A 20,341-nucleotide genomic window follows, 5' to 3' on the forward strand; every position below is an offset into this window, starting at 1 on the left:
GGTCGCCGGGAACAGACGGAGGCGCGGGCGGGGCGGCTAGTCGCCGCCCAGGAACGACTGGAGCCGGAGCCCGTCGCCGTCGTCCCAGAACGTGGCGCGGTAGCCGACCGGGCTGATCGCCTCGCCCGTCGGGACGAACCCGGCCGCCCCGCCCGGGAGCCCCACCTGCCACCACCCGTCGAGGGGCGGGGCGAGGACCGGGAGGACGATCTCGCTGACGAGCGCGACCGGCGCCCCGCCCGGCGCGTCCAGGACCGGCACGTCCTGCCCGACGACGGCCACGTGCGCGAACGGGTCGAGGTCCGAGGGCCAGAGGCCGGAGACGAAGGGGACCGTAAAGGCGCCGTCCTCCTCCACGCTCCCCGCGCCGAGCACCGCGCCGAGCACGCTCCACACGGGCGCGCCCGACGGCGGGCTCCCCGAGAACCAGAGGCGCCGGAAGGCGTCCGCCCCGCCCCGCCCGCCGTCGAAGGCGACGCGGGCGCCCGGGGCCACGAGCGCCAGCAGCGCGGCCGTGTCGCGCCGCGCGACGACGCCCAGGAGGTGCTCGCGGAGGGCGGCGAAGGCGGGATCCGCCGCCCCGTCGTCGACGGGCGCGAAGTCGCCCCGGTAGACGGGGAGGTCGGGCGGGGCGGCCCCGCCCGGCTCGCAGCCCGAGGCGGCGGCGAGGAGGACGGCGAGGGCGAGAGCGGGGTGAGCCAGCATGGGCGGTGTACGCCGGCCGGCGGAGATCTTTCCCGCGTTCTCCTCCCCGCCCGCCGCCCGCGCCCGCGCACCTTGGGCGGCCCACCCCGCCCACGCACCCCTCACGCAGATGGACCTCCAGCCCCTCCTCGACGCCGCAAAGTTTGACGACGACGGCCTGGTCGCCGCGATCGCCCAGGACGACGCGACCGGCGACGTGCTCATGCTCGCCTACATGAACCGCGACACGCTCCGGCAGACGCTCGAGACCGGCGTGATGACCTACTGGAGCCGGTCGCGCCAGAAGGTCTGGGTCAAGGGCGAGACGAGCGGGAACACGCAGGCGGTCAAGGCGGCCTACGTCGACTGCGACGGCGACGCGCTCCTGTTCCGCATCGAGCAGGCGGGCGGGGCGGCGTGCCACACCGGCCACCGCTCGTGCTTCTACCGCCGCGTCGAGGACGGCGCCCTCGAAGAGACGGACGTGCCGGTCTTCGACGCCGGCGCGGTCTACAAGTAGCCGGGCGGACCCGCACGCGGCCCGCGGGGCGGGGCGGGGGCGGCATCGGGCGAGGCCGGACCGGCGCTCGGGGCGCCCCGCGGGAACGACGGCCCGCCGGACCCGTGAGCCCGGCCCACCGACTCCACCCCGCCCATGTCCCGCTACAGCCACCTCGGCCAGCTCTTCGTCGCCGGCGAGTGGCGCGACGGCGCCGACGGCCAGACCGCCCCGACCACGAACCCGTACACCGACGAGACGCTCCTCGACGTCGCCCAGGCGACCGAGAGCGACGTCGACGACGCCTACACGGCCGCCGCCGCCGCGCAGGAGGAGTGGGCGGGGTGGCTCCCCACGGAGCGGCAGGCGGTGCTCGCGAAGGCCGTCGAGGTCATGGGCGACCGCCACGACGAGATCATCGAGTGGCTCGTGACCGAGTCCGGGAGCACGCACGTCAAGGCCAGCGCCGAGTTGGGCAACGCGGTCGGCATCACGACCGAGGCCGCGACGTTCCCGCTGCGCATGGAGGGCTCGCTGTTCCCGGGGACGGTCGCGGGCAAGGAGAACCGCGTCTACCGCGTGCCGGTCGGCGTCGTCGGCGTGATCTCGCCGTGGAACTTCCCGTTCCACCTCTCGATGCGGAGCGTGGCGCCGGCGCTGGGCGCGGGCAACGCGGTCGTGCTGAAGCCGGCCTCGAACACGCCGGTCACGGGCGGCACGCTGCTCGGGGCCATCTTCGAGGAGGCCGGCGTGCCGCCGGGGCTCGTGGGCGTGGTCCCCGGCAAGGGGTCGGAGATCGGCGACGCCTTCGTGGCCCACCCCGCCCCGCGCGTGATCTCGTTTACGGGCTCGACGCCCGTCGGGCGGGGCATCGCCGAGCTGGCCGGCAAGCACCTCAAGCGGGTCGAGCTGGAGCTGGGCGGCAACAACCTATTCGTGGTCCTCGACGACGCCGACCTCGACCAGGCCGCGCGCGCGGCGGCGTTCGGGAAGTTTCTCCACCAGGGCCAGATCTGCATCGCCATCAACCGGATCGCCGTTGCCGCGTCGGTCCACGACGCGTTCGTCGAGCGCTTCCTCGACGTCGTGCGCCAGCTGCAGGCGGGCGACCCGCGCGACGAGGCCACGTTCGTCGGCCCGATCATCGACGACGACCAGCTGGAGTCGGTGCTCGACGTGCTCCAGCGGACGGTCGACGCCGGGGCCACGGTCGCCTTGGGCGGCGAGCCCGAGGGCCGCGTGGTCCCGCCGACGGTCCTCACGGGCGTGGCGCAGGACATGCCGGCGGCCGAGGAGGAGATCTTCGGCCCCGTCGCCCCGGTCCTCTCATTCGAGACCGACGACGAGGCGCTGGCGATCGCGAACGCGACCGACTACGGCCTCTCGGGCGCCGTGTTCACGGCCGACATCGAGCGCGGCGTGGCCTTCGCGCGGCGCGTCAGGACGGGGATGATCCACGTCAACGACATGTCGGTCAACGACGAGCCGCACGTGGCCTTCGGCGGGCGGGGCGCGAGCGGGCTCGGCCGGTTCGGCGGCCAGTGGGCGCTCGACGCCTTCTCGACCGTCCAGTGGGTGTCCGTCCAGCACACCCCGCGCGACTACCCGCTGCCCGGCGTGGAGTAGGGCGGGGCGGGGGAGAGGCGAGAAGAGGAGTAGAGGGGGAAGACGAGAAGAGGCGGGGCGTGTGTCCTCCAGTCCTCTTCTCATCCGGCCCTCTTCTCCTCCAGTCCTCTTCTCCTCCCGCGCCGGGCGGGGCGGCCGTCCGCGTACTTTGCGACCTCGCGGTCCCGTTCGGCCTCTCCCCACCCCGCCCCGCCCGATGCGCCCTTCGCTCCTGCTCGTCGCCCTCCTCGTCATCGCCGGCTGCGCGTCCACGGAGCCGGCGGCGCCCGCTGCCCCGCCCGCCGCCGCCCCGCCCGTGTCGGAGAGCCGCGTGCCGGCGCGGGCCACGGCGGCCGCCGAGCTCACGCTCGAGAAGCTGTTCGCGTCGCCGGAGTTCGCGGCCGAGTCGTTCCAGGGCGGCCGGTGGGCCGAGAGCGGGGCGCGCCTCCTCTACGTGGACCAGGACCGCGAGGCCGGCACCTCGAACCTGGTCGAGATGGACCTGGAGAACGACGGCCGCCGCGTCCTCATCGACGGGAGCGTGCTCGCTAAGCCCGACGGCGAGGGGCTCGTCCAGATCGAGGACTACGCCTACTCCGCCGACGGCTCCAAAGCCCTCCTCTACACCGACTCGGAGCGCGTGTGGCGGCTCAACACGAAGGGCTATTACTACGTGTTCGACCTGGAGACGAACGCGCTCCGGCCGGTCGCCGACCGCTCCGAAGGGCTCCAGATGTTCGCCAAGTTCGACCCCGCCGCCCAGCGCGTCGCGTTCGTCCGCGACCGGAACCTCTACGTCGTCGACCTCGCCACGGGCGATGAGCGGGCGCTGACGACGTCCGGCGGCCCGGGCGCCGTCATCAACGGCACGTTCGACTGGGTCTACGAGGAGGAGTTCGGGCTCCGCGACGGGTTCCGCTGGAGCCCCGACGGCCGCTACATCGCCTTTTTTCAGCTGGACGAGAGCGCGACGCGGGACTTCCAGATGACCGACTTCCGCACGCTCTACCCCGAGACCACGAGCTTCCGCTACCCCAAGGCCGGCGAGGCCAACGCCGAGGTCCGCGTGGGCGTCGTCGACGTGGCGACCGGCGAGACCACGTTCTTCGACACGGACACCTGGTTCGAGGGCGGCGACGAGACCGAGTACCTCGCCGGCATGGGCTGGACGCCGGCCCTGGACGACGGCCGCGCCGACGTCTGGATGCTCCGCCTCAACCGCGACCAGAACCACGCCGACCTCCTCTACGGCGACCCCGAGACGGGCGACGTGGAGCAGGTCCTGGAGGAGGAGAACGACAGCTACATCGAGGTCGAGACCGGCTTCTCGGACGTCGCGACCGGCACGATCACCTACCTCGACGACGGCGACCACTTCGTGTGGCGCTCCGACCGCGACGGCTACGGCCACCTCTACCTCTACGACAACGACGGCGCGTTCGTCCGCCAGGTCACGCGCGGCCCCTGGGACGTCACCGACTTCCACGGCGTCGACGAGGCCGAGGGCGTCGCCTACGTGACGACGACGGCGGCGTCGCCGCTCCAGCGCCACCTCTACCGCGTCCCGCTCGGCGGCGGCGAGCCCGAGCAGGTCACGAGCGGGGCGGGGTGGCACAGCGTCGACCTGTCGCGCGACTTCGACTACTTCACCGACACCTACTCGACGGCCACCGCCCCGCCCACGACCACGCTCTACCGGACGAGCGGGGAGGAGGTGGCGGTGCTCGTCGACAACGAGGACCTCGCCGAGCGGATCGCGGCCTACGGCCTCCCGGCCCCCGAGTTCACGACGGTCCCCGGCGCCGACGGCGAGCCGCTGAACGCGTACGTGATCCGCCCGAGCGACTTCGACGCGTCGCGCGAGTACCCGCTCCTCATCCACACCTACGGCGGGCCGGGCTCGCAGGAGGTGACCGACCGCTGGGCCGGCACGGAGCGGCTGTGGCACCAGTACCTCGCCGAGACCCACGGCATCCTCGTTGCCGGCGTCGACAACCGGGGGACGGGCGGCCGCGGCAAGGCGTTCAAGACGGAGACGCAGAACCGGCTCGGGATCCTGGAGGCCGAGGACCAGATCGCCGCCGCCCAGCACTTCGGCGCGATGCCCTACGTGGACTCCGACCGCATGGGGATCTGGGGGTGGAGCTACGGCGGATACCTCACGCTCCTCGCCATGACCTATGACGACGGCCCCGAGACCTTCCACGCGGGCGCGGCCGTGGCGCCGGTCACGTCGTGGCGCCAGTACGACACGATCTACACCGAGCGCTACCTCTCGACGCCGCAGAAGAACCCCGGGGGTTACGACCTGGGCAGCCCCACGACCTACGCCGACCGGCTCGCGCCGGGCCAGGACCTCCTCATCGTCCACGGCGACGCCGACGACAACGTCCACGTCCAGAACAGCTACGCGATGGTCGACGCGCTCCAGGCGGCCGGCAAGCAGTTCGACCTCATGATCTACCCGGGCCGGAACCACGGCATCTACGGCGGGGGCACGCGGCTCCACCTGTACACGCTGCTGACGGACTTTTTCGCCGAGTCGCTGGGCGGGGCGGGGCCGGTGGCGCAGCGCTAGCCGCCCCGCCCGCTGGGAACAGGCGGGGCGGCGGATCGTCTGTGACGTCCCTCACCAGCCTGTACGGCCGGTACGTTATGAGACGTCCGCTCGTGCTCGCCCTCCTCGTCTTTGCCTCGCCCGCGCTGGCGCAGTCGGGTGGCGCCGTGAGCGCCGAACTGAAAGCGCTCGCCGACGCGGATCAGGCCGACCGGCAGGCGAACATGGATGGGACGATGCCGTGGAGCGTCGTCGCGGCAGCGGACTCCATGCGCCTCGCACGTGTGGAAGCGCTCACCGGGGCGGGGCGGCTCCGCACCGGCGCCGACCTCTACCACGCGGCGCTCGTGTTCCAGCACGACATCACGCCGTACAGCCTCTACCGGGCTTACACGCTCTCCCGGCGGGCGTACGAAGAGGATGGCAACGAGGATGCTCGATGGCTGGTGCCCCGTGCGTACGATCGATGGCAGCAGTCGATTGGCCGGCCCCAAGTCTACGGCACGCAGGCGTTCGGCTCTCCCCGAGACACGACGGACCACGACCCAACAGACAACAGCGGGGCAGAGCTTGTGTGGTCGCTCGGGAACGCGGACCTCGACGCCGTCTCTGACGAGGAGCGAGCGCGGTGGGGCATCCGCCCGGCGGCGGCGGTCCGAGAAATGATCGAGTGCCTTAACACGACCGGCGACTTTGAGCGGTGCGACGCCGCCTGGAAGGGCGAGTAGCGCCCGCCCCGCCCACGTTCCACGCCGTCTTCCCACCCCGCCGCTAGGGCGGGGCGGGGCGGGCGCCTACCTTGACGGGCTCCCCGCCGCCCCGCCCCCGTTCTGCCCGTGATCGTAGCCCTCGACGGCCCCGCCGGGTCTGGCAAGAGCACGACGGCCCGGCGCGTGGCCGAGCGGCTCGGGTGGCTCTACCTCGACACCGGCGCCATGTACCGGGCCGTCGGGGTCGCCTTCCGCGACCGGGGCCTCCCGTTTACCGCCGCCGCCGCCCGCGACCTCCTGCCCGCCCTCGACGTCCGCCTCCGCCCCGCCCCCGACCGCACGCGCGTCGCCCTCGACGGCGTCGACGTGACCGACCGGATCCGGACGGCGCAGGCCGCCGAGGACGCCAGCCGCGTGAGCAAGCTCGCGCCCGTCCGCGAGGCCATGGTGGCGCTCCAGCGGACCGTCGCCCGCGAGACCGACGCGGGCGGGGTGGTCGCCGAGGGCCGCGACGTCGGCACGGTCGTGTTCCCCGACGCCGACGTCAAGTTCTTTCTGGTCGCTGACCTCGACGCCCGCGCCCGCCGCCGCCTCGCCGACTTTGCCGCGTCCGACGCGGGCGGGGCGGGATCCGGCGGCGACCCCGCGGCGTTCGAGAAGGTCCGCGCCGAGATCGCCGAGCGCGACCGGCGTGACGAGAGCCGGGCACTCGCCCCGCTCCGCCCCGCCCCCGACGCCCGGCGCCTGGACACGACGGCGCTCTCGGTCGAGGACCAGGTCGACGAGGTGCTTCGCGCCGTCCGCGACCGCTAGCGCAGGCGATCCGACCCGTTTTCCCGTTTATCCCCTCCCGCGCCGCGTCGGCTTGCCGACGAGAGGCCGCGACGCGGGACGTTTTTCTCACTCCTAAACCCCACCGCGGCGCCCCTCGCCTCTCGCCCGTCTGGGCGGTCGCCGTTGCTCCCCTTTATGGCTAACGAACCCAACACCCCCGAGACGTCGGACGACGCCTCCACCCCCCAGGCCGACGGCGCCCCCGAGGCGGCCCCCGACGTCACCCCGCCCGCCTCCGACGACGGCGAGGGCGGCGGCCTCCTCAGCACCGTGACGCACGCCGTCGAGTCGGCCGTGGAGACCGCGGCTGACGCGGCCAAGACGGTCGCCGACACCGTGGCCGACGTCGTCACCGACCTCGTCGAAGGCGACGAGGACGCCCCGCAGGGCGGCGCCCCGTCCGGCGACGGCGCGTCCGGCGACGGCGCCATGGGCGCGCCCGTGCTCGGCTACACCGGCAAGGACCTCGGCCGGACCATCTCGATCGACGACCTCAACGCCGCCGACGCTAAGAACGCTGGCGTCTCCGGCATCGGGGCCTCGGCCAAGGTCATGGACCGCGGCGCCGAGCCCGACGAGATGGAGACCCTCTACGGGTCGTCCATGTCGGCCGTCGAGGCGGATCAGATCGTGACCGGCAAAGTCGTCGGCCTCACCGAGAAGGAGGTCGTCGTCGACATCGGGTTCAAGTCGGACGGCGTCGTCGCCAAAAACGAGTTCGGCGAGGTGCCCGAGATGGGCGACGAGATCGACGTCTACGTCGACCGCCTGGAGGACCGCCGCGGGCAGCTCACGCTGAGCTACGCGAAGGCCAACGACAAGCTCCGCTGGAACATCTTCGAGGGTGCTCTTGAGAGCGGGGCGGTGATCGAGGGTGAGATCGTCAAGCGCATCAAGGGCGGCATGATCGTCAACCTGCTGGGCTCGGAGGCTTTCCTTCCCGGCTCCCAGGTCGACGTCCGCCCCGTGCGCGACTTCGACGTCTATCTGGGCAAGACGATGGAGTTCAAGGTGGTCAAGACGAACCCGGGCAACGGGAACGTCGTGATCTCGCACAAGGCGCTCATCGAGAAGGACCTCCAGGAGCAGCGCGAGCACATCCTCGACTCGCTCGAAGTGGGCCAGGTGCTCGAGGGCCAGGTCAAGAACATCGTCAACTTCGGCGCCTTCGTCGACTTGGGCGGCGTCGACGGGCTCCTCCACATCACGGACATCTCGTGGGGCCGGGTCGGCCACCCGTCCGAGGTGCTGGAGCTCGACCAGAAGCTGAACGTCGTCGTCCTCGACTACGACAAGGAGCGCCAGCGGATCTCGCTGGGCTACAAGCAGCTCCAGAAGCACCCGTGGGACGACCTCGCCGAGCGCCTCGTCGAGGGCATGGAGATCGAGGGCCGCGTGGTGTCCGTCACCGACTACGGCGCCTTCGTCGAGGTCGAGCGTGGCATCGAGGGGCTCGTCCACATCTCCGAGATGTCGTGGACGGAGCACGTCAAGCACCCGACTCAGAAGGTCCAGCTGGGCCAGACGGTCAACGTGAAGGTGCTCAAGGTCGACGAGGACTCGAAAAAGATCTCGCTCGGCATGAAGCAGCTCGAGCCCGACCCGTGGGAGGGGCTCCTGGAGCGGTTCCCGGTCGGGACGATCACGCGCGGCAAGGTCCGCAACATCACGACCTTCGGCGCCTTCGTCGAGATCGAGCCCGGCATCGACGGCCTCGTCCACGTCTCGGACTTGAGCTGGACGCGGCGCGTGAAGCACCCGTCTGAAGTGGTCAAGAAGGGGATGGACCTCGACGTCATCGTCCTCGACATCGACATCGCCCAGCGGCGGATCTCGCTCGGCCACAAGCAGGTCTCGACGGACCCGTGGGCGAAGGTGGCCGAGGTGTACACCGAGGGCGCCGACGCGGTCGGCGCGGTCGCGGAGATCAACGACGGCGGCGTCGTCGTCGACCTCCCGCTCGACGTCGAGGCGTTCGTCCCGGCGAGCCACCTCCAGCGCTCGGGCCGCCCGATGGACTCGTACCAGATCGGCGACGAGCTCGAGCTCCAGGTGATCCGCATGGACCGCGAGGACCGCGAGTTGGTCATGTCCGAGACGGCCAAGGTCCGGTCGGCCGAGCGCGCCGAGCGCAGCGCCGAGAACCGGGAGCGCCAGACCCAGCAGCGCGAGGAGCGCCGCCAGGTCGAGTCGTACGGGAGCCGCCAGTCTGGCCCCGCCACGCTCGGCGAGATCTCGGGTCTGGAGGCGCTCCGCCAGCAGATGGCGGAGGCCGAGGCCAACGCGGTCTCCGACGAGGACACGAACGAGCCGCCCGTCGTGGGCGGCAAGGCCACGTCGCAGCTCGAAGGGACCGTCGGCGAGGCCAACCGCGTCGTCGAGCAGACCGACGAGACGGCCCCCCGCGGGTCTGACGAGGTCACATCGCAGCGCCAGCCCAAGGGGGCGGCTCTGCCGTCGGCCGAGAACTCGGAGGCCACCTTCAAGTCCGGCGGCCAGCCGGCGGAGGGCTCGCTCGCGAGCGCCGTCGAGACGGCCACGGGCCAGGAGACGCCGACGACCGCTGTCACGACCGAGCCCGACTTTGTCGGCCCGAACGTGGACTCGGTCGACGACGTTGACGTCCCCGAGGTGCTCGAGAAGCCGGCCGGCGAGGTCGTCGCCGACGCCCTCGGCACCGACGACGCGCCGGAGCCGGACACCGAGCTCGGCGGAGCGTCCGCGACCATAGAGGGCGACCTCGACGCGCTCCGCGGCGAGGACACGGACGAGGACGACAAGGCGTAACCGCCCCGCCCCGCCCGTCGGAACGGCGGCGGCCCCTCCGGGGGCCGCCGCTTTTTTGTTGGGGCGGGGTGGCGTCGCAGGCCGCCCCGCCCCCGCGCGCTCGGCGGGCGGGGTGGTGCCGGAACGTCGGCGTTCCGCCCGCCCCGGACACGGCGAGCCGTATCCCTACGAGCGCCCCGGGCGGGGTGGGCGTCGTCCCGCCCCGCCCTCCGTCGTGGCGGCGCTGGGGCGGAGCGGCTCCAGGTGGGGGAGCCCCTGCCGCGCCTCGGCGTAGGAGGCGGCTCTCCCCCCGCCCCGCCCTTGACCCTCGACGCCGACCACCTCCGCGCCCTCTCCGACCTTGCCGGCCCCGAGCGCGCGTTCCTCACCGTCTACCTCGACGCCGACGACGAGCGCTCGGTCCTCGACGAGCGGTTCGCGCGCGTCCGCTCGCTGCTGGCCGACCAGCCCGAAGAGACCGAGCACTTCGAGCAGAACCTGGCCGTCGTGGGCAAGCTCCTGGACGGCCAGAGCGCCCCGGCGGGCGGGGCGGTCGTCGCGTTCGCGGGGTGGGCCGCCGACCTCGCCAAGGCGTACCCGCTCCCCGAGCCCGTCGGCACGCGCGTGTGGATGGGCGACGCGCCGTACGTCCGCCCGGCGTACGAGCTCCTGGAGGAGCACGAGACGTTCGCCGTCGCCGTCGTGGACAACACGTCGGCCAAGATCTACTACGTCGCGCCGGACGAGGTCGACGAGGAGGGGAGCGTGCGGGGCGACGTCAAGAACCGGGTCAAAAAGGGCGGGTGGAGCCAGAAGCGCTACGCGCGGCGCCGCGAAAAGCAGATCGAGCAGTACGCCGCCGAGATCGCGGGCGACCTCCAGGCGCTCGACCACGAGCGGCCGTTCTCGCGCCTCGTGCTCCTGGGCTCCGACGAGCCCGTGCGCGCCGTCGAGGAGGCGCTCGCCACCCCGCTCCAGGACAAGCTCGTCGGCACGCGGGCCGTGTCGGCGGACGCAAGCGAGGACCAGCTTTTGGACACGGCCGCCGAGGTCGCCGAGGCCGGCGAGCGCCAGGACGAGGAGGACCTGTGGGTGGCGATCCGCGAGCAGGGCGTGGGGCCGGGCCTCGCCGCGTTCGGGGCGACCGACGTGATGGAGGCGCTCCGCCAAGCCCGCGTGGAGGCCGTGCTGGTGGACCGCGAGGCCGAGATCGCCGGCACCAAGTGCCGGACCTGCGAGCACGTCGCGCACGGGACGCCCGACACCTGCGGCGTGTGCGGCTCGAGCGACGTGTTCCGCGTCGACCTCGTCGAGGCCATGACCGAGCAGGCCGTCCGCACCGGGGCCGAGGTCGACTTTACCGACCCGTTCCCCGCGCTCACCGACGCGGGCGGGGTGGCCGCGCTCCTCCGGTACTCGCTGGACGAGAGCCACGGCGAGCAGGAAGAGCGGGAACGCCTGGAGCGGGTCGAGCGGGAGCTCGCCGAGCGCGAGGCCGCCGCCCCGCCCGCGGGCGACGGAGCGGCTGCGGAGACCGCGCCGCCTGTGGACTCCGAAACGGTGCCGCCCGCAGAGCCCGTGACCACGGAGCCCGTGGACGTAGAGCCGGTGGCCGCGGAGCCGCCCGCCCCGCCCGTCGAGCCCGCCCCGCCCGTGGCCGAGCCCACTCCGCCCGTGGCCGAGCCGCCCGTGGCTGAGCCCGCCCCCGAGCCCCAGCCAGCGGCGGACCGCAAACGTGCGGCCGACCGCGCTCCCGCCGCCCCGCCCGCTGCTGAAGAAGCGCCTGCAACGGCGCGCAAGCCCGCCTGGGCGATGCTCGGATGGATCCTCCTCGCCCTCCTGGTGATCGCGGTGATTGTCCTCCTCGCCGTTGGCTAGGGCCGCTGACGCCGTCGCGGTCGACCGTGCCGCCCCGCCCGCGCGTCCGGGCGGGGTGGAGGAAGTGTCCGCCCCGCCCCCGGCGGCCTAGCGGAGCCAGCGGGTGGGGTTGACGGCCTCCCCGCCCTCGAAGAGCGCGAAAAAGAGCTGGCTCCCGCGCCGCGAGCCGGCCGTCCCCGCCCGGCCTACGGCCTGCCCCGCACGGACCCGCTGGCCCTGGCGGACCGAGACGCCGGAAAGGTTGCCGTAGATGGTCGTGTAGCCCCCGTGCGAGACCATGACGAACGTGCCGTAGGTGGCCATCGTCCCCACGCGCTCGACGACGCCGTCGAAGACGGAGCGCGCGGGCGCGGCCGGCGCCGTGGCGATGTCGATCCCGATCGAGGACACGGCCGTGCCGTAGACGGGGTCCGTCCGCTTCCCGAACGCGCCGACGACGGTGCCGCTGGCGGGGCGGGGGAGGCGCCCGCGGTTCTGGCGGAACGAGCCGGTCAGGTCGACCGCCCGCTCGGCGGCGGGCTCGGGGCGGGGCGCAGGCCGCGCGGCGGGGCGGGGCGCCGGCCGAGGCGCAGGACGCGGGGCGGGGCGGGCTTCGGCGATGGGCGCCGACGGCTCGGCGGCCGGTGTCGGGGCGGGGCGGGCGGCCTCGGGCTGCGGGCGGGGCGGCGCCGGGCGCGGGGCGGCGGGCTCGGCGGCGCGCTGGGCGGGGCGGCGGCGGAACGACTCGGCCTCGGCGGCGCGGCGTGCGGCCTGGTCGGCGCGCCGCTGGACCTCGGCCTGGCGGGCCGCTTCGGCGACGCGCTCGGCCTCGGCCTGGCGGGCGGCTTCGGCTTGTCGGGCTGCCTCGGCTTGGCGGGCGATCTCGGCGCGGCGCTCGGCTTCGGCGCGCTCGGCGGCCTCGCGCTGACGCCGGGCCTCCTCGGCGCGTGCGCGCTCCTGGGCGACGAGGTCGCGTACGAGCCCGGCGAGTTGGTCGGCGTCGCTCCGCCGCTGGTCCAACTCGGTCTCGAGGCGGCCCCGCTGCGTCCGCAGCTCGGCGACGAGGCCAGCCCGTTCGCGGCGGCTCGCGGCGAGCTGGTCGCGCTCGGCGCGGCCCTGCTCCAGGAGCCGCTCGGTCGCCGCGAGCGAGGCGCGCACGTCCTCCTCGCGCGACCGGAGAACGGCCGTCTTCCGGCCGATCTGCTCGACTTCCCCGCGCCGCTGCTTCGCGAACTGCTGGAGGTACCGGGCGCGGACGATCATCTGGTTCACCGAGCCCGCGGCCAGGATGAGCGCGAGGCTGTTCCGGCGGCCGTGCATGTAGGCGTGCCGCGCGCGCGCTCGGTACGACGCCTTGGCCGCGTCGATCTCGGACTCGAGCCGCTCGATGGACCGCTGGAGCTCGCGGGTCTCGCCGCGGATCGAGGCCGTCTGCGTCTCGTAGCCGTCGACGAGCTGCCGGCGGAGAATGATCTCAGCGTCCAGCCCTTCGAGCGCGCGGAGCTCGGACGTCTCCTGGCTCCGCGCCTGCCGGACCTGCCCCTCGACGCCCCGGACCTGCTCGCGGAGGCTCGACAGTCGCGCCTCGGTTTCGGCCCGGCTCTGCCCCCAGGCCGGGGCGGCGACGAGCGCGGTGAGGAGGAGGAGCGGGGCGAGGCGCATCGGGGGGCGGGGCGGCGTCCGAATCTAGCGAGCGGGGCGGGGGAGACGCTCCCGTTCCACCCCGCCCGGTTACTGAATGGGGAACGCCTCATAGTCCGCCGGCCGCTCGAACCGGAGCCGGAGGTCGGGCGGGTTGACGGCGAGGCGCCGGTGCTCCAGCGTGACCGTGGTGCCGCCGCCCCGGAGGCGGACGCGGCGCGGGAGGACCACGCCGTCGACCGTGTCGAACGCCTCGGCTTCGACGCCGCCCACCGACCGCCCCGCCCCGTCGAACTCGCGCACGCGAACGACCCGCCACAGCGCGGGGTCGACGGTGATCTCGCGGGCGGCCCCGCTCGGCAGGCGCCCGACGAGCCGGTAGAGCCCGTCCTGCGCCGTGAGCGACCACGCCACGCCGGCGTCGGGCACGAGGAGGCCGAGCGCCGCCTGCGCCAGCCGCTCCGACGACCCGGCCCCCGGCACGTAGCGCTCGGCGGCCGCGGCGGGGCCGTAGAACAGCTGGCGGTTGATCCGGTCGGCCGCGTAGAACGAGTCGGGCGTGGCCAGGCCCCGCCCGGCGACCACGCCGAGCGGCCCGCGGACGACCACGGCGACGCTGTCGGCGAGCCGGGCGCGGAAGCTGAACGAGGCGCTCTGGCTCCCGTCCGGGCCGTCGACCACGAGGTCGCCGTCGGCCGCCGCGCTCTGGACCGGGGCCACGGACGCGGCGACGGCCCCGATGACCTGGTCGACCGAGTGGTCGGGGTAGCCCGCGGCCGTCGCGTCGGGAGCGTCCCGTACGAGCGGCCCCGTCGGGCCGCAGCCGGCGGCGACGAGCGCGAGCAGGACGAGGGCGGGGCGGACCCCGACGGTCGGCGCTACGTGGGGCATGGGCTAGCCGTCGGTCGCGGCGAGGACGCGGTCGAGCCGCGCGCGGAGGTCGTCAGCGTCGGGGGCATCACCTTGCGCGTCGAGGGCGGCGCGAGCGCGCTCGGCGGCGCGGCGGGCGTCGGCGGGGCGGCCGGCGGCGAGGTACGCCTCGGCGGCCGGCGTGGCGACGGCGGGGACGGCGGGGAACAGGAGGAGGGCGTCGTCGGCGACGGCGCCCGCGCGCGGGTCGCCCGACGCGGCGAGCGCCTGCAAGGCCCGTGCCCAGACGTCGAGCCGCCGCGGGTCGGCCTCGACCGTGGCCAGGAGCGCGTCGACCGACTCCGCCCCGCCCTCGGCGGTTTGGCCCGCGGCGGCCTCGCCTCCGACCGCCCCGCCCTCGGCTGCGGGCGGGGTGGCGTCCGCCGCGGCGTCGGGGCGGGGCGGGGCGGCGAGCGCGGCGACGCGGCGGCGTGCGGTGGGGTCGTCCGGGGCCAGCCGCTGGGCGGCCCGGGCCGCGTCGAGGGCGGCCTCGGCGTCGCCGGCCCGCTCGTACAGCGCCGAGAGCCGGAGTCGGGCCGCCGCCGTGTCGTGGAGGCGGACCCCGGCGGCGAGCGCCTCGCGCTCGGCGTCGCCCCGCCCCGCCCGGGCGTAGAGGCCGGCGAGCGTTTCCCACACGGCCGGGTCGTCGGGCGCCAGCGACCGGGCCGCCTCGGCGGCCTCGACCGCCTCGACCGGCCGCCCCGCCCGGTCGAGCGCGCGCGCGAGCCCGAGGCGGATGTCGGCGGAGGCGGGCGCGAGCGCCGCGGCGCGCTCGGCGTAGAACAGGGCGTCGGCGGCCTCGCCGCGCGCGAGCGCCACCTCGGCGCGGGCGTCGTAGACCGCCGGGTCGTCCGGGCGGAGCGCGAGGACCTCGTCAAGCGCGGCGGCGGCGGCCCCGTCGTCGCCGACGGCGTGGAACGTGAGCGCGCGGACGAACCGGCCCTCGACGTAGGCCCGCTGCTCGGCGGCGTCGCGGGGCTGTGCGGCGGCGGCCCCGGCGGCGCCGAGGACGAGCGCGAGGAGGGCGGGGCGGGGGAGGGGCATGGCGCAAGATCGCTGGGGCCGGCGAACGCGGACCGCCCCCGGGTTCGTGCGGGCGCCCCACGGCGTTCCGTCCTGCGATGAGGGCAGCGGCGAGCACAGACGTGCACGCCCGCGGCCGGCGCGGCGTCAGGAACGGCGGCGGCGGCCGCCCACATGATCTCCCGCCCCGCCCGAGCGGGGCGGTGCAGGACGAGCCCGAAGGCGCTTCAAATCGCTAGGCGTTCCCGTCCACACGTGCGACAGCGGCCGAACGGGGCGGCACATGCGAACACAGGTTGCGACTCGTTTAGGGGCGGCAACGCCGGGACGAACGTCTGGAACGGCTCTTGATACTCTCTCGCCGGCCGCCGTCCGGCCGCCCCGCCTCATCCACCCGCTCACACAATGACCCGACTCTCCCTCCGCGCCCTCGGCGCCCTCGCCCTCTTTGCGTTCGCTCTCCCCGCCCTCGCGCAGACGACGCCTGTCGGCACGTGGCGGACGATCAACGACGATACTGGCGAGCCTCAGTCGCTCGTCCGCATCTACGAGCGCGACGGAGAGCTCTACGGCGAGATCGCCGGCCTCCTCCCCGAGGGCCGCGTCTGCGAGGACTGTGACGAGGAGTACCGCGGGAGCGACATGAAGGGCGTCGAGATCCTCCGCGACTTTGAGCGCGACGGCGACACCTGGAAGGGCGGCCGGATCACGGACCCCCAGAGCGGGAAGACGTACAAGGCGAAGATGGAGGTCGAGCGCGACGGGCGCCTCAAGGTGTGGGGCTTCGTCGGGTTCGACTCCCCACTCACGCGGCGGACGCAGTACTGGGAGCGCGTTCAGTAACGCCCCGCTTTACGTCCCCGACGGCGCCCCCGGCACACGAGTGCGGGGGGCGCCGCCGTATTATGTGGGCGGTCGGCGACGGTGCCGGCCCGCAGCCGACGCGCGCCTTCCCAACGTCGTCCCCCACCGCGTTCCTCCGAGGAGACTCCCCGCCCAGGGCGGGGCGGTCATGAGCGCGCTCGCCGGGCACGTCCTGGTCCTCAACCAGGACTACCAAGCGCTCTCGGTGTGCAGCGTCGAGCGCGCGGTCGGGCTCGTGTTCCTCCACAAGGCGGAGGTCGTCGAGAACCGGACGGACCGGGCGCTGCGGACGGCCCGGGCGTCGTACCCGTGGCCCAGCGTGGTCCGCCTCAAGCGCTACGTTCGCGTCCCCTACCGGAAGGTGCTCCTGACCCGGCGCAACGTGCTCCGCCGCGACCATCACCGCTGCGTCTACTGCGGGGCCGCCGACCGCCTGACGATCGACCACGTCGTCCCCAAGTCGCGGGGCGGGGCGGACTCGTGGGAGAACCTCGTCGCGGCCTGCACGCCGTGCAACAACCGGAAGGGGAGCCGAACGCCGGACGAGGCGGGCCTCCAGATGCGGAAGCGCCCCTATCGTCCGAGCCACGTGATGTACATGCGCGACTTTATCGGGACCGGCGAGGAGGCGTGGAAGCCGTACCTGTTCGCGGCGTAGCGGGGAAAAGGGAAAAGGGAAAAGGGAAAAGGGAAAAGGGAAAAGGGGCGCGCGGGCGGGGGGGTGCCCGTTTTGTTCCGCCCCGCCCGCTCACATCTGGACGGGGCGGTGATAGGGGAGGCCGCTGTCAACGGGAGGCGGCGGCAGTCCCCCTCCTGGATAGGAGGGGCTAGGGGTGGTAGATGACGCGGGCGGGGCGGTCCCGAACGGCGCCTCCGCCCCGCCCGTGGCTGCCCCGATGCACCCCCCGTTCGCGCTCCGGTCGCTGCGCTCCCCCGTCGCACGAACTGTCCCCCTTGAACAAGGGGGACAGCCCATGCCGCGCGGAGCGGTGGCGGCCTTGGCGGGGGGTGCGTTCGCCAGACACGAGCGGGCGGTGCCCGACCACCCCGCCCCCGCACAGTGCTGGCGGGGTGGGGCATCTTCTGCCCGCTGCCCGCTGCCCGCTGCCCGCTGCCCGCTGCCCGCAACTCCCCGCGAACTCGGCCGCGGCGGGCAACCGAGGGGCGGGGAGGCCGTTGTCTCGCCACCCAGCCCTTCGGGTCCGCCCCGCCCGTCTATGAACTTCCTCTCGAACCCGGTTGCTGCGCGCCTGCTGTGGGCGCTCCCGCTGCTGCTCCTCGTCATCGCCGTGGCCACGTTCCGGGCCGGGATGGAGCAGCGCGCGGTCGACGCCGACGGGCAGACGGTGCAGGCCGAGGTCGTAGGCCTCAACCTCCGCGAGCGGAGCGAGATCACGGCGGGCCAGGTCGACCTCCGCTACACCCCGCCCGGGGCGGCGGCGCCAGTCGAGCGCCGCGTCGAGCTTCCGATCATCCTGCTCAAGGAGATCGAGGCCGACCAACTCGACGTCCCCGAGGGCGAGGCCATGCGGATCCCCATCGTGGTCTCGCCCGAGACCGACCAGATCGTGCTCGGCAACCACCGGCGCGGGACGTGGCTGCTCACGCTGAGCCTGTCGGGGATGGCGTTGATCGGGACCGTCGTGTCGGGCCTGCTCGTGGGCGGGTGGAACCGGCTGCTCGCCCGCGAGGGCGACCCCGCCCTCCGCGACCCGGCGCTCACGCCGTAGCGCGCGCCCTTCTAGCCGTCGGTGGTCCGGCGGGGCGGCGACTCGGGGAGCGCCCCACGGGCGGGGCGGAGCGTGGCGACGGTCAGCTCCGGCCGGCAGTTGATGCGGACGGGGACCGTCGAGAAGCCGACGCCGCGGTTCACGTAGAGCCGGTTGCCGGACGCCCCGATCGAGTCGGCCGCCCACCCGTCGGCGATCGTCTCGCCCTCGCGGACGATGTCGAGCCACGAGCTGTGCTCGCCGGGGAAGACGCGGACTTGGCCGCCGTGCGTGTGGGCCGCGAACGCGAGTGGGGCGGCCTCGGCGGGGATCTGGCGGTACGACTCGGGGTTGTGCATGAGGACCAGCCGGGCGGCCCCGTCGGGGACGGCGGCGAGGGCGCGGTCGGGGCGGCTGTTCTCGGCCCACACCGACCCGATCCCGGCCACCCACAGCGGATCACCGCCGCCGGGCGCCGGCACGGCGACGGCGTCGTTCTCGAGCACCGTCGCGCCGGCCGCCCGGAGCCGCTCGGCGAGGTATTCGGCGATCGGCGGGCGCTCGTCGCTGTCCTTCTTCATCAGCGAGTAGTCGTGGTTGCCGAGCACGGCCACGACCGGGATGCCAGCGGCGAGGGCGGGGCGGAGGATCTCAACGACCTCCTCGGCCTTCGTCGAGTCCGGCTTGTAGAGGAAGTCGCCGGCCACGAGCAGGAGCGCGACGCCCTCGTCGACGGCGTCCTCGACGGTCTCCTCCATCATGCCCACGTTGTCGAGCCACATCCCGTACTGGAAGTCGGCCACGAGCGCCACCTTTTTTCCGTCCCACGCGGGGGGCAGGTCGGGGACTTCGGCCACGAACTTTTTGTCGTCGAGGAGGATCCGAGGCTCGATGAAGATGCCGTAGACGGCGAAGAAGAGGAGGAACAGGCCGAGGCCGGCCAGGACGCGTCCGAACATGCGCGGGCGGGGTGGGGTGAGCGTTCCCGAAGATCGCTCACCGGGGAAGCCCTGCGGCCCCCCGGGACCGCCCCGCCCAGAGGTGCGGCCATCCCGGACGCGTGACCGGCCGAGACCGCGTGCTCCTCACCCTCCGCCCGCGTGGTCGGCGGGATCTGCGAGGGCGGGGCGGACGCTTCTCCGCCCCGCCCCAGCACGCGGACGCTTCTCCGCCCCGCCCCAGCACGCGGGCGGGGCGGGGTGGGCGCGAGATGAGTCGAGACGACCGGGGCGGGGCGGGCTACTCGCCCGGGATGCCGGGTTCCGTCATGCTCCGCACGTCGAGCACGGCGTCGATCCGATCGGCCGGGATGAGGTCCATCTCCTGGAGCACGTCGCGGACCGAGCGGCCCTCGGCGGCCGCCTTTTTGGCCACCTTCGAGGCCGCGTCGTAGCCGATGTCGCCGTTAAGGGCCGTCGCGATCGACGGGTTCTTCTCCAGCAGCTCGCGGGCGCGGTCGCGGTTGGCCATGATGCCGTCGAGGCACCGCTCGCGGAAGGCGTCGAGCGCGCCGGAGAGCGCCTCGATGGACTCCAGCATGGCGTGGGCCATGACCGGCATCATCACGTTGAGCTCGAAGTTGCCGTGCTGGCCTCCGACCGTGACCGTGACGGCGTTGCCCATGACGCGCGCGCACACCATCATCAGGGCCTCCGACATCACCGGGTTCACCTTGCCCGGCATGATCGACGAGCCCGGCTGGACGGCCGGCAGGCTGATCTCGGCGAGCCCGCTCGTGGGGCCGGACGAGAGGTGGCGGACGTCGTTGGCGATCTTCATGAGCGACACGGCGACCGTGTTCAGGGCGCCGGCCGCGCTCACGTAGGCGTCCTTCGCCGCCTGCGCCTCGAAGTGGTTGTCGGCCTCGCGGAAGCTGAGCCCCGTCATCTCCGAGATGGTGCCGATGGCCGCCTCGGGGAACGCCTCGGGCCGGTTGATGCCGGTGCCCGTCGCCGTCCCGCCCAGGGCGAGCTCGGCCAGCTCGTCCGAGGCCCGGCGCACGCGCTCGACGCCCTTGCGCACCTGGGCCGCGTAGCCCCCGAACTCCTGGCCCAGGCGGACCGGCGTGGCGTCCATGAGGTGCGTCCGCCCCGACTTGACCACGTCGTCGAACTCGGCGGCCTTGGCCTCCAGGCTCGCGGCGAACCGCTCCAGCGCCGGGACCAGCTCGGTCTCGATCCCGACGCGCGCCGCCACGTGCATGGCCGTCGGGATGACGTCGTTCGACGACTGCCCCATGTTGACGTCGTCGTTCGGGTGCACCGCCCCGCCCTCGCCCGAGTCGGCGCCGGCCAGCGCGCGGCCCGCGACGGTCGCGATGACCTCGTTGGCGTTCATGTTCGTCGACGTGCCCGAGCCCGTCTGGAAGATGTCGAGCACGAACTCGCCGTCGAGGTCCCCGCGGCGGACCTGCTCGGCCGCGTCGGCGATCGCGCCCGCCGTGGCCTCGTCGAGCAGGCCGAGGTCCTGGTTGGCGCGCGCCGCCGCCGCCTTCACGGTCCCCAGCGCCTCGATAAAGCGGCGGGGGAAGCGGAGCGACGAGATGGGGAAGTTGTCGCGGGCGCGCTGCGTCTGGGCGCCGTAGAGGGCGCTAGAGGGGACCTGGACGGGGCCGAGCGAGTCGGTCTCGGTGCGGAAGTCGGACATGCGGAGGAGGGGAGGGGGCGGGGTGGTCGGACGAGTG

The 20,341-nt window shown here is 73.9% G+C and carries 16 protein-coding genes; 10 read left to right on the top strand and 6 right to left on the bottom strand.

Annotated elements, in window-relative coordinates; all coding sequences use genetic code 11:
* Positions 1 to 36 precede the first annotated feature (36 nt).
* Positions 37 to 705, bottom strand: coding sequence for a hypothetical protein (locus RQM47_RS08130; protein WP_314008403.1), 669 nt, complete (start codon positions 703 to 705; stop codon positions 37 to 39).
* A 109-nt stretch (positions 706 to 814) separates the two neighbouring features.
* Here RQM47_RS08130 and hisI point away from each other — a divergent pair, with 109 nt between their 5' ends.
* The 7 genes from hisI to RQM47_RS08165 all read left to right on the top strand — a co-directional run bounded on the left by hisI (position 815) and on the right by RQM47_RS08165 (position 11,533).
* On the top strand, positions 815 to 1,204 hold the full coding sequence (gene hisI / locus RQM47_RS08135) for a phosphoribosyl-AMP cyclohydrolase (RefSeq protein ID WP_314008405.1): 390 nt from the start codon (positions 815 to 817) through the stop codon (positions 1,202 to 1,204).
* Between the two features lie 135 nt (positions 1,205 to 1,339).
* Positions 1,340 to 2,809, top strand: coding sequence for an aldehyde dehydrogenase family protein (locus RQM47_RS08140; protein ID WP_314008407.1), 1,470 nt, complete (start codon positions 1,340 to 1,342; stop codon positions 2,807 to 2,809).
* Positions 2,810 to 3,005: 196 nt separating this feature from the next.
* Positions 3,006 to 5,366, top strand: coding sequence for a S9 family peptidase (locus RQM47_RS08145; protein WP_314008410.1), 2,361 nt, complete (start codon positions 3,006 to 3,008; stop codon positions 5,364 to 5,366).
* A gap of 77 nt (positions 5,367 to 5,443) precedes the next feature.
* The gene (locus RQM47_RS08150; protein ID WP_311662303.1) at positions 5,444 to 6,073 is read left to right on the top strand and encodes a hypothetical protein; all 630 of its coding nucleotides are present in this window, start codon (positions 5,444 to 5,446) and stop codon (positions 6,071 to 6,073) included.
* A gap of 108 nt (positions 6,074 to 6,181) precedes the next feature.
* Positions 6,182 to 6,868, top strand: a complete 687-nt coding sequence (gene cmk, locus RQM47_RS08155) for a (d)CMP kinase (protein ID WP_311662304.1) — start codon at positions 6,182 to 6,184, stop codon at positions 6,866 to 6,868.
* A gap of 156 nt (positions 6,869 to 7,024) precedes the next feature.
* Positions 7,025 to 9,676, top strand: coding sequence for a 30S ribosomal protein S1 (gene rpsA, locus RQM47_RS08160; protein ID WP_311662305.1), 2,652 nt, complete (start codon positions 7,025 to 7,027; stop codon positions 9,674 to 9,676).
* A gap of 300 nt (positions 9,677 to 9,976) precedes the next feature.
* Complete coding sequence (locus tag RQM47_RS08165; RefSeq protein WP_311662307.1) at positions 9,977 to 11,533, top strand: Vms1/Ankzf1 family peptidyl-tRNA hydrolase; 1,557 nt, start codon at positions 9,977 to 9,979, stop codon at positions 11,531 to 11,533.
* 87 nt (positions 11,534 to 11,620) lie between these two features.
* Here RQM47_RS08165 and RQM47_RS08170 read toward each other — a convergent pair whose 3' ends face one another.
* From RQM47_RS08170 to RQM47_RS08180, 3 genes are all read right to left on the bottom strand, one after another.
* Positions 11,621 to 13,174 carry a murein hydrolase activator EnvC family protein gene (locus tag RQM47_RS08170; RefSeq protein ID WP_311662308.1) on the bottom strand — a complete coding sequence of 518 codons (1,554 nt, stop codon included), beginning with the start codon at positions 13,172 to 13,174 and terminating at the stop codon, positions 11,621 to 11,623.
* A 69-nt stretch (positions 13,175 to 13,243) separates the two neighbouring features.
* Positions 13,244 to 14,044 (bottom strand): DUF4292 domain-containing protein, encoded by an 801-nt coding sequence (locus RQM47_RS08175; RefSeq protein WP_311662309.1) that lies wholly within the window; start codon positions 14,042 to 14,044, stop codon positions 13,244 to 13,246.
* Positions 14,045 to 14,047: 3 nt separating this feature from the next.
* Positions 14,048 to 15,106, bottom strand: coding sequence for a tetratricopeptide repeat protein (locus RQM47_RS08180; protein WP_314008412.1), 1,059 nt, complete (start codon positions 15,104 to 15,106; stop codon positions 14,048 to 14,050).
* Positions 15,107 to 15,490: 384 nt separating this feature from the next.
* Between RQM47_RS08180 and RQM47_RS08185 the strand changes: the two genes are divergently transcribed.
* The 3 genes from RQM47_RS08185 (at position 15,491) to RQM47_RS08195 (ending at position 17,679) form a co-directional block, all read left to right on the top strand.
* Positions 15,491 to 15,928 carry a DUF2147 domain-containing protein gene (locus RQM47_RS08185; protein WP_311662311.1) on the top strand — a complete coding sequence of 146 codons (438 nt, stop codon included), beginning with the start codon at positions 15,491 to 15,493 and terminating at the stop codon, positions 15,926 to 15,928.
* Positions 15,929 to 16,097: 169 nt separating this feature from the next.
* Positions 16,098 to 16,607, top strand: coding sequence for an HNH endonuclease (locus RQM47_RS08190; RefSeq protein ID WP_311662312.1), 510 nt, complete (start codon positions 16,098 to 16,100; stop codon positions 16,605 to 16,607).
* Positions 16,608 to 17,166: 559 nt separating this feature from the next.
* Positions 17,167 to 17,679 carry a hypothetical protein gene (locus RQM47_RS08195; RefSeq protein ID WP_311662582.1) on the top strand — a complete coding sequence of 171 codons (513 nt, stop codon included), beginning with the start codon at positions 17,167 to 17,169 and terminating at the stop codon, positions 17,677 to 17,679.
* A gap of 11 nt (positions 17,680 to 17,690) precedes the next feature.
* Here RQM47_RS08195 and RQM47_RS08200 read toward each other — a convergent pair whose 3' ends face one another.
* Both RQM47_RS08200 and RQM47_RS08205 read right to left on the bottom strand, forming a co-directional pair.
* On the bottom strand, positions 17,691 to 18,617 hold the full coding sequence (locus tag RQM47_RS08200; protein ID WP_314008415.1) for a metallophosphoesterase: 927 nt from the start codon (positions 18,615 to 18,617) through the stop codon (positions 17,691 to 17,693).
* A 280-nt stretch (positions 18,618 to 18,897) separates the two neighbouring features.
* On the bottom strand, positions 18,898 to 20,304 hold the full coding sequence (locus tag RQM47_RS08205; RefSeq protein WP_311662580.1) for a class II fumarate hydratase: 1,407 nt from the start codon (positions 20,302 to 20,304) through the stop codon (positions 18,898 to 18,900).
* Positions 20,305 to 20,341: the final 37 nt, after the last annotated feature.

The sequence above is a fragment of the Rubrivirga sp. S365 genome (assembly GCF_032248475.1).
In the GTDB taxonomy this organism is placed as follows: Bacteria; Bacteroidota; Rhodothermia; order Rhodothermales; family Rubricoccaceae; genus Rubrivirga; species Rubrivirga litoralis.

What these genes read in the sequence shown, in the direction of transcription:
- RQM47_RS08185 (WP_311662311.1), top strand. Translation starts at nt 15,491, where the DNA reads ATGACCCGACTCTCCCTCCGCGCCCTCGGCGCCCTCGCCCTCTTTGCG.
- RQM47_RS08205 (WP_311662580.1), bottom strand. Translation starts at nt 20,304, where the DNA reads ATGTCCGACTTCCGCACCGAGACCGACTCGCTCGGCCCCGTCCAGGTC.
- hisI (WP_314008405.1), top strand. Translation starts at nt 815, where the DNA reads ATGGACCTCCAGCCCCTCCTCGACGCCGCAAAGTTTGACGACGACGGC.
- RQM47_RS08200 (WP_314008415.1), bottom strand. Translation starts at nt 18,617, where the DNA reads ATGTTCGGACGCGTCCTGGCCGGCCTCGGCCTGTTCCTCCTCTTCTTC.
- RQM47_RS08175 (WP_311662309.1), bottom strand. Translation starts at nt 14,044, where the DNA reads ATGCCCCACGTAGCGCCGACCGTCGGGGTCCGCCCCGCCCTCGTCCTG.
- RQM47_RS08180 (WP_314008412.1), bottom strand. Translation starts at nt 15,106, where the DNA reads ATGCCCCTCCCCCGCCCCGCCCTCCTCGCGCTCGTCCTCGGCGCCGCC.
- RQM47_RS08145 (WP_314008410.1), top strand. Translation starts at nt 3,006, where the DNA reads ATGCGCCCTTCGCTCCTGCTCGTCGCCCTCCTCGTCATCGCCGGCTGC.
- RQM47_RS08170 (WP_311662308.1), bottom strand. Translation starts at nt 13,174, where the DNA reads ATGCGCCTCGCCCCGCTCCTCCTCCTCACCGCGCTCGTCGCCGCCCCG.
- RQM47_RS08190 (WP_311662312.1), top strand. Translation starts at nt 16,098, where the DNA reads ATGAGCGCGCTCGCCGGGCACGTCCTGGTCCTCAACCAGGACTACCAA.
- RQM47_RS08195 (WP_311662582.1), top strand. Translation starts at nt 17,167, where the DNA reads ATGAACTTCCTCTCGAACCCGGTTGCTGCGCGCCTGCTGTGGGCGCTC.
- RQM47_RS08130 (WP_314008403.1), bottom strand. Translation starts at nt 705, where the DNA reads ATGCTGGCTCACCCCGCTCTCGCCCTCGCCGTCCTCCTCGCCGCCGCC.
- RQM47_RS08150 (WP_311662303.1), top strand. Translation starts at nt 5,444, where the DNA reads ATGAGACGTCCGCTCGTGCTCGCCCTCCTCGTCTTTGCCTCGCCCGCG.
- rpsA (WP_311662305.1), top strand. Translation starts at nt 7,025, where the DNA reads ATGGCTAACGAACCCAACACCCCCGAGACGTCGGACGACGCCTCCACC.
- RQM47_RS08140 (WP_314008407.1), top strand. Translation starts at nt 1,340, where the DNA reads ATGTCCCGCTACAGCCACCTCGGCCAGCTCTTCGTCGCCGGCGAGTGG.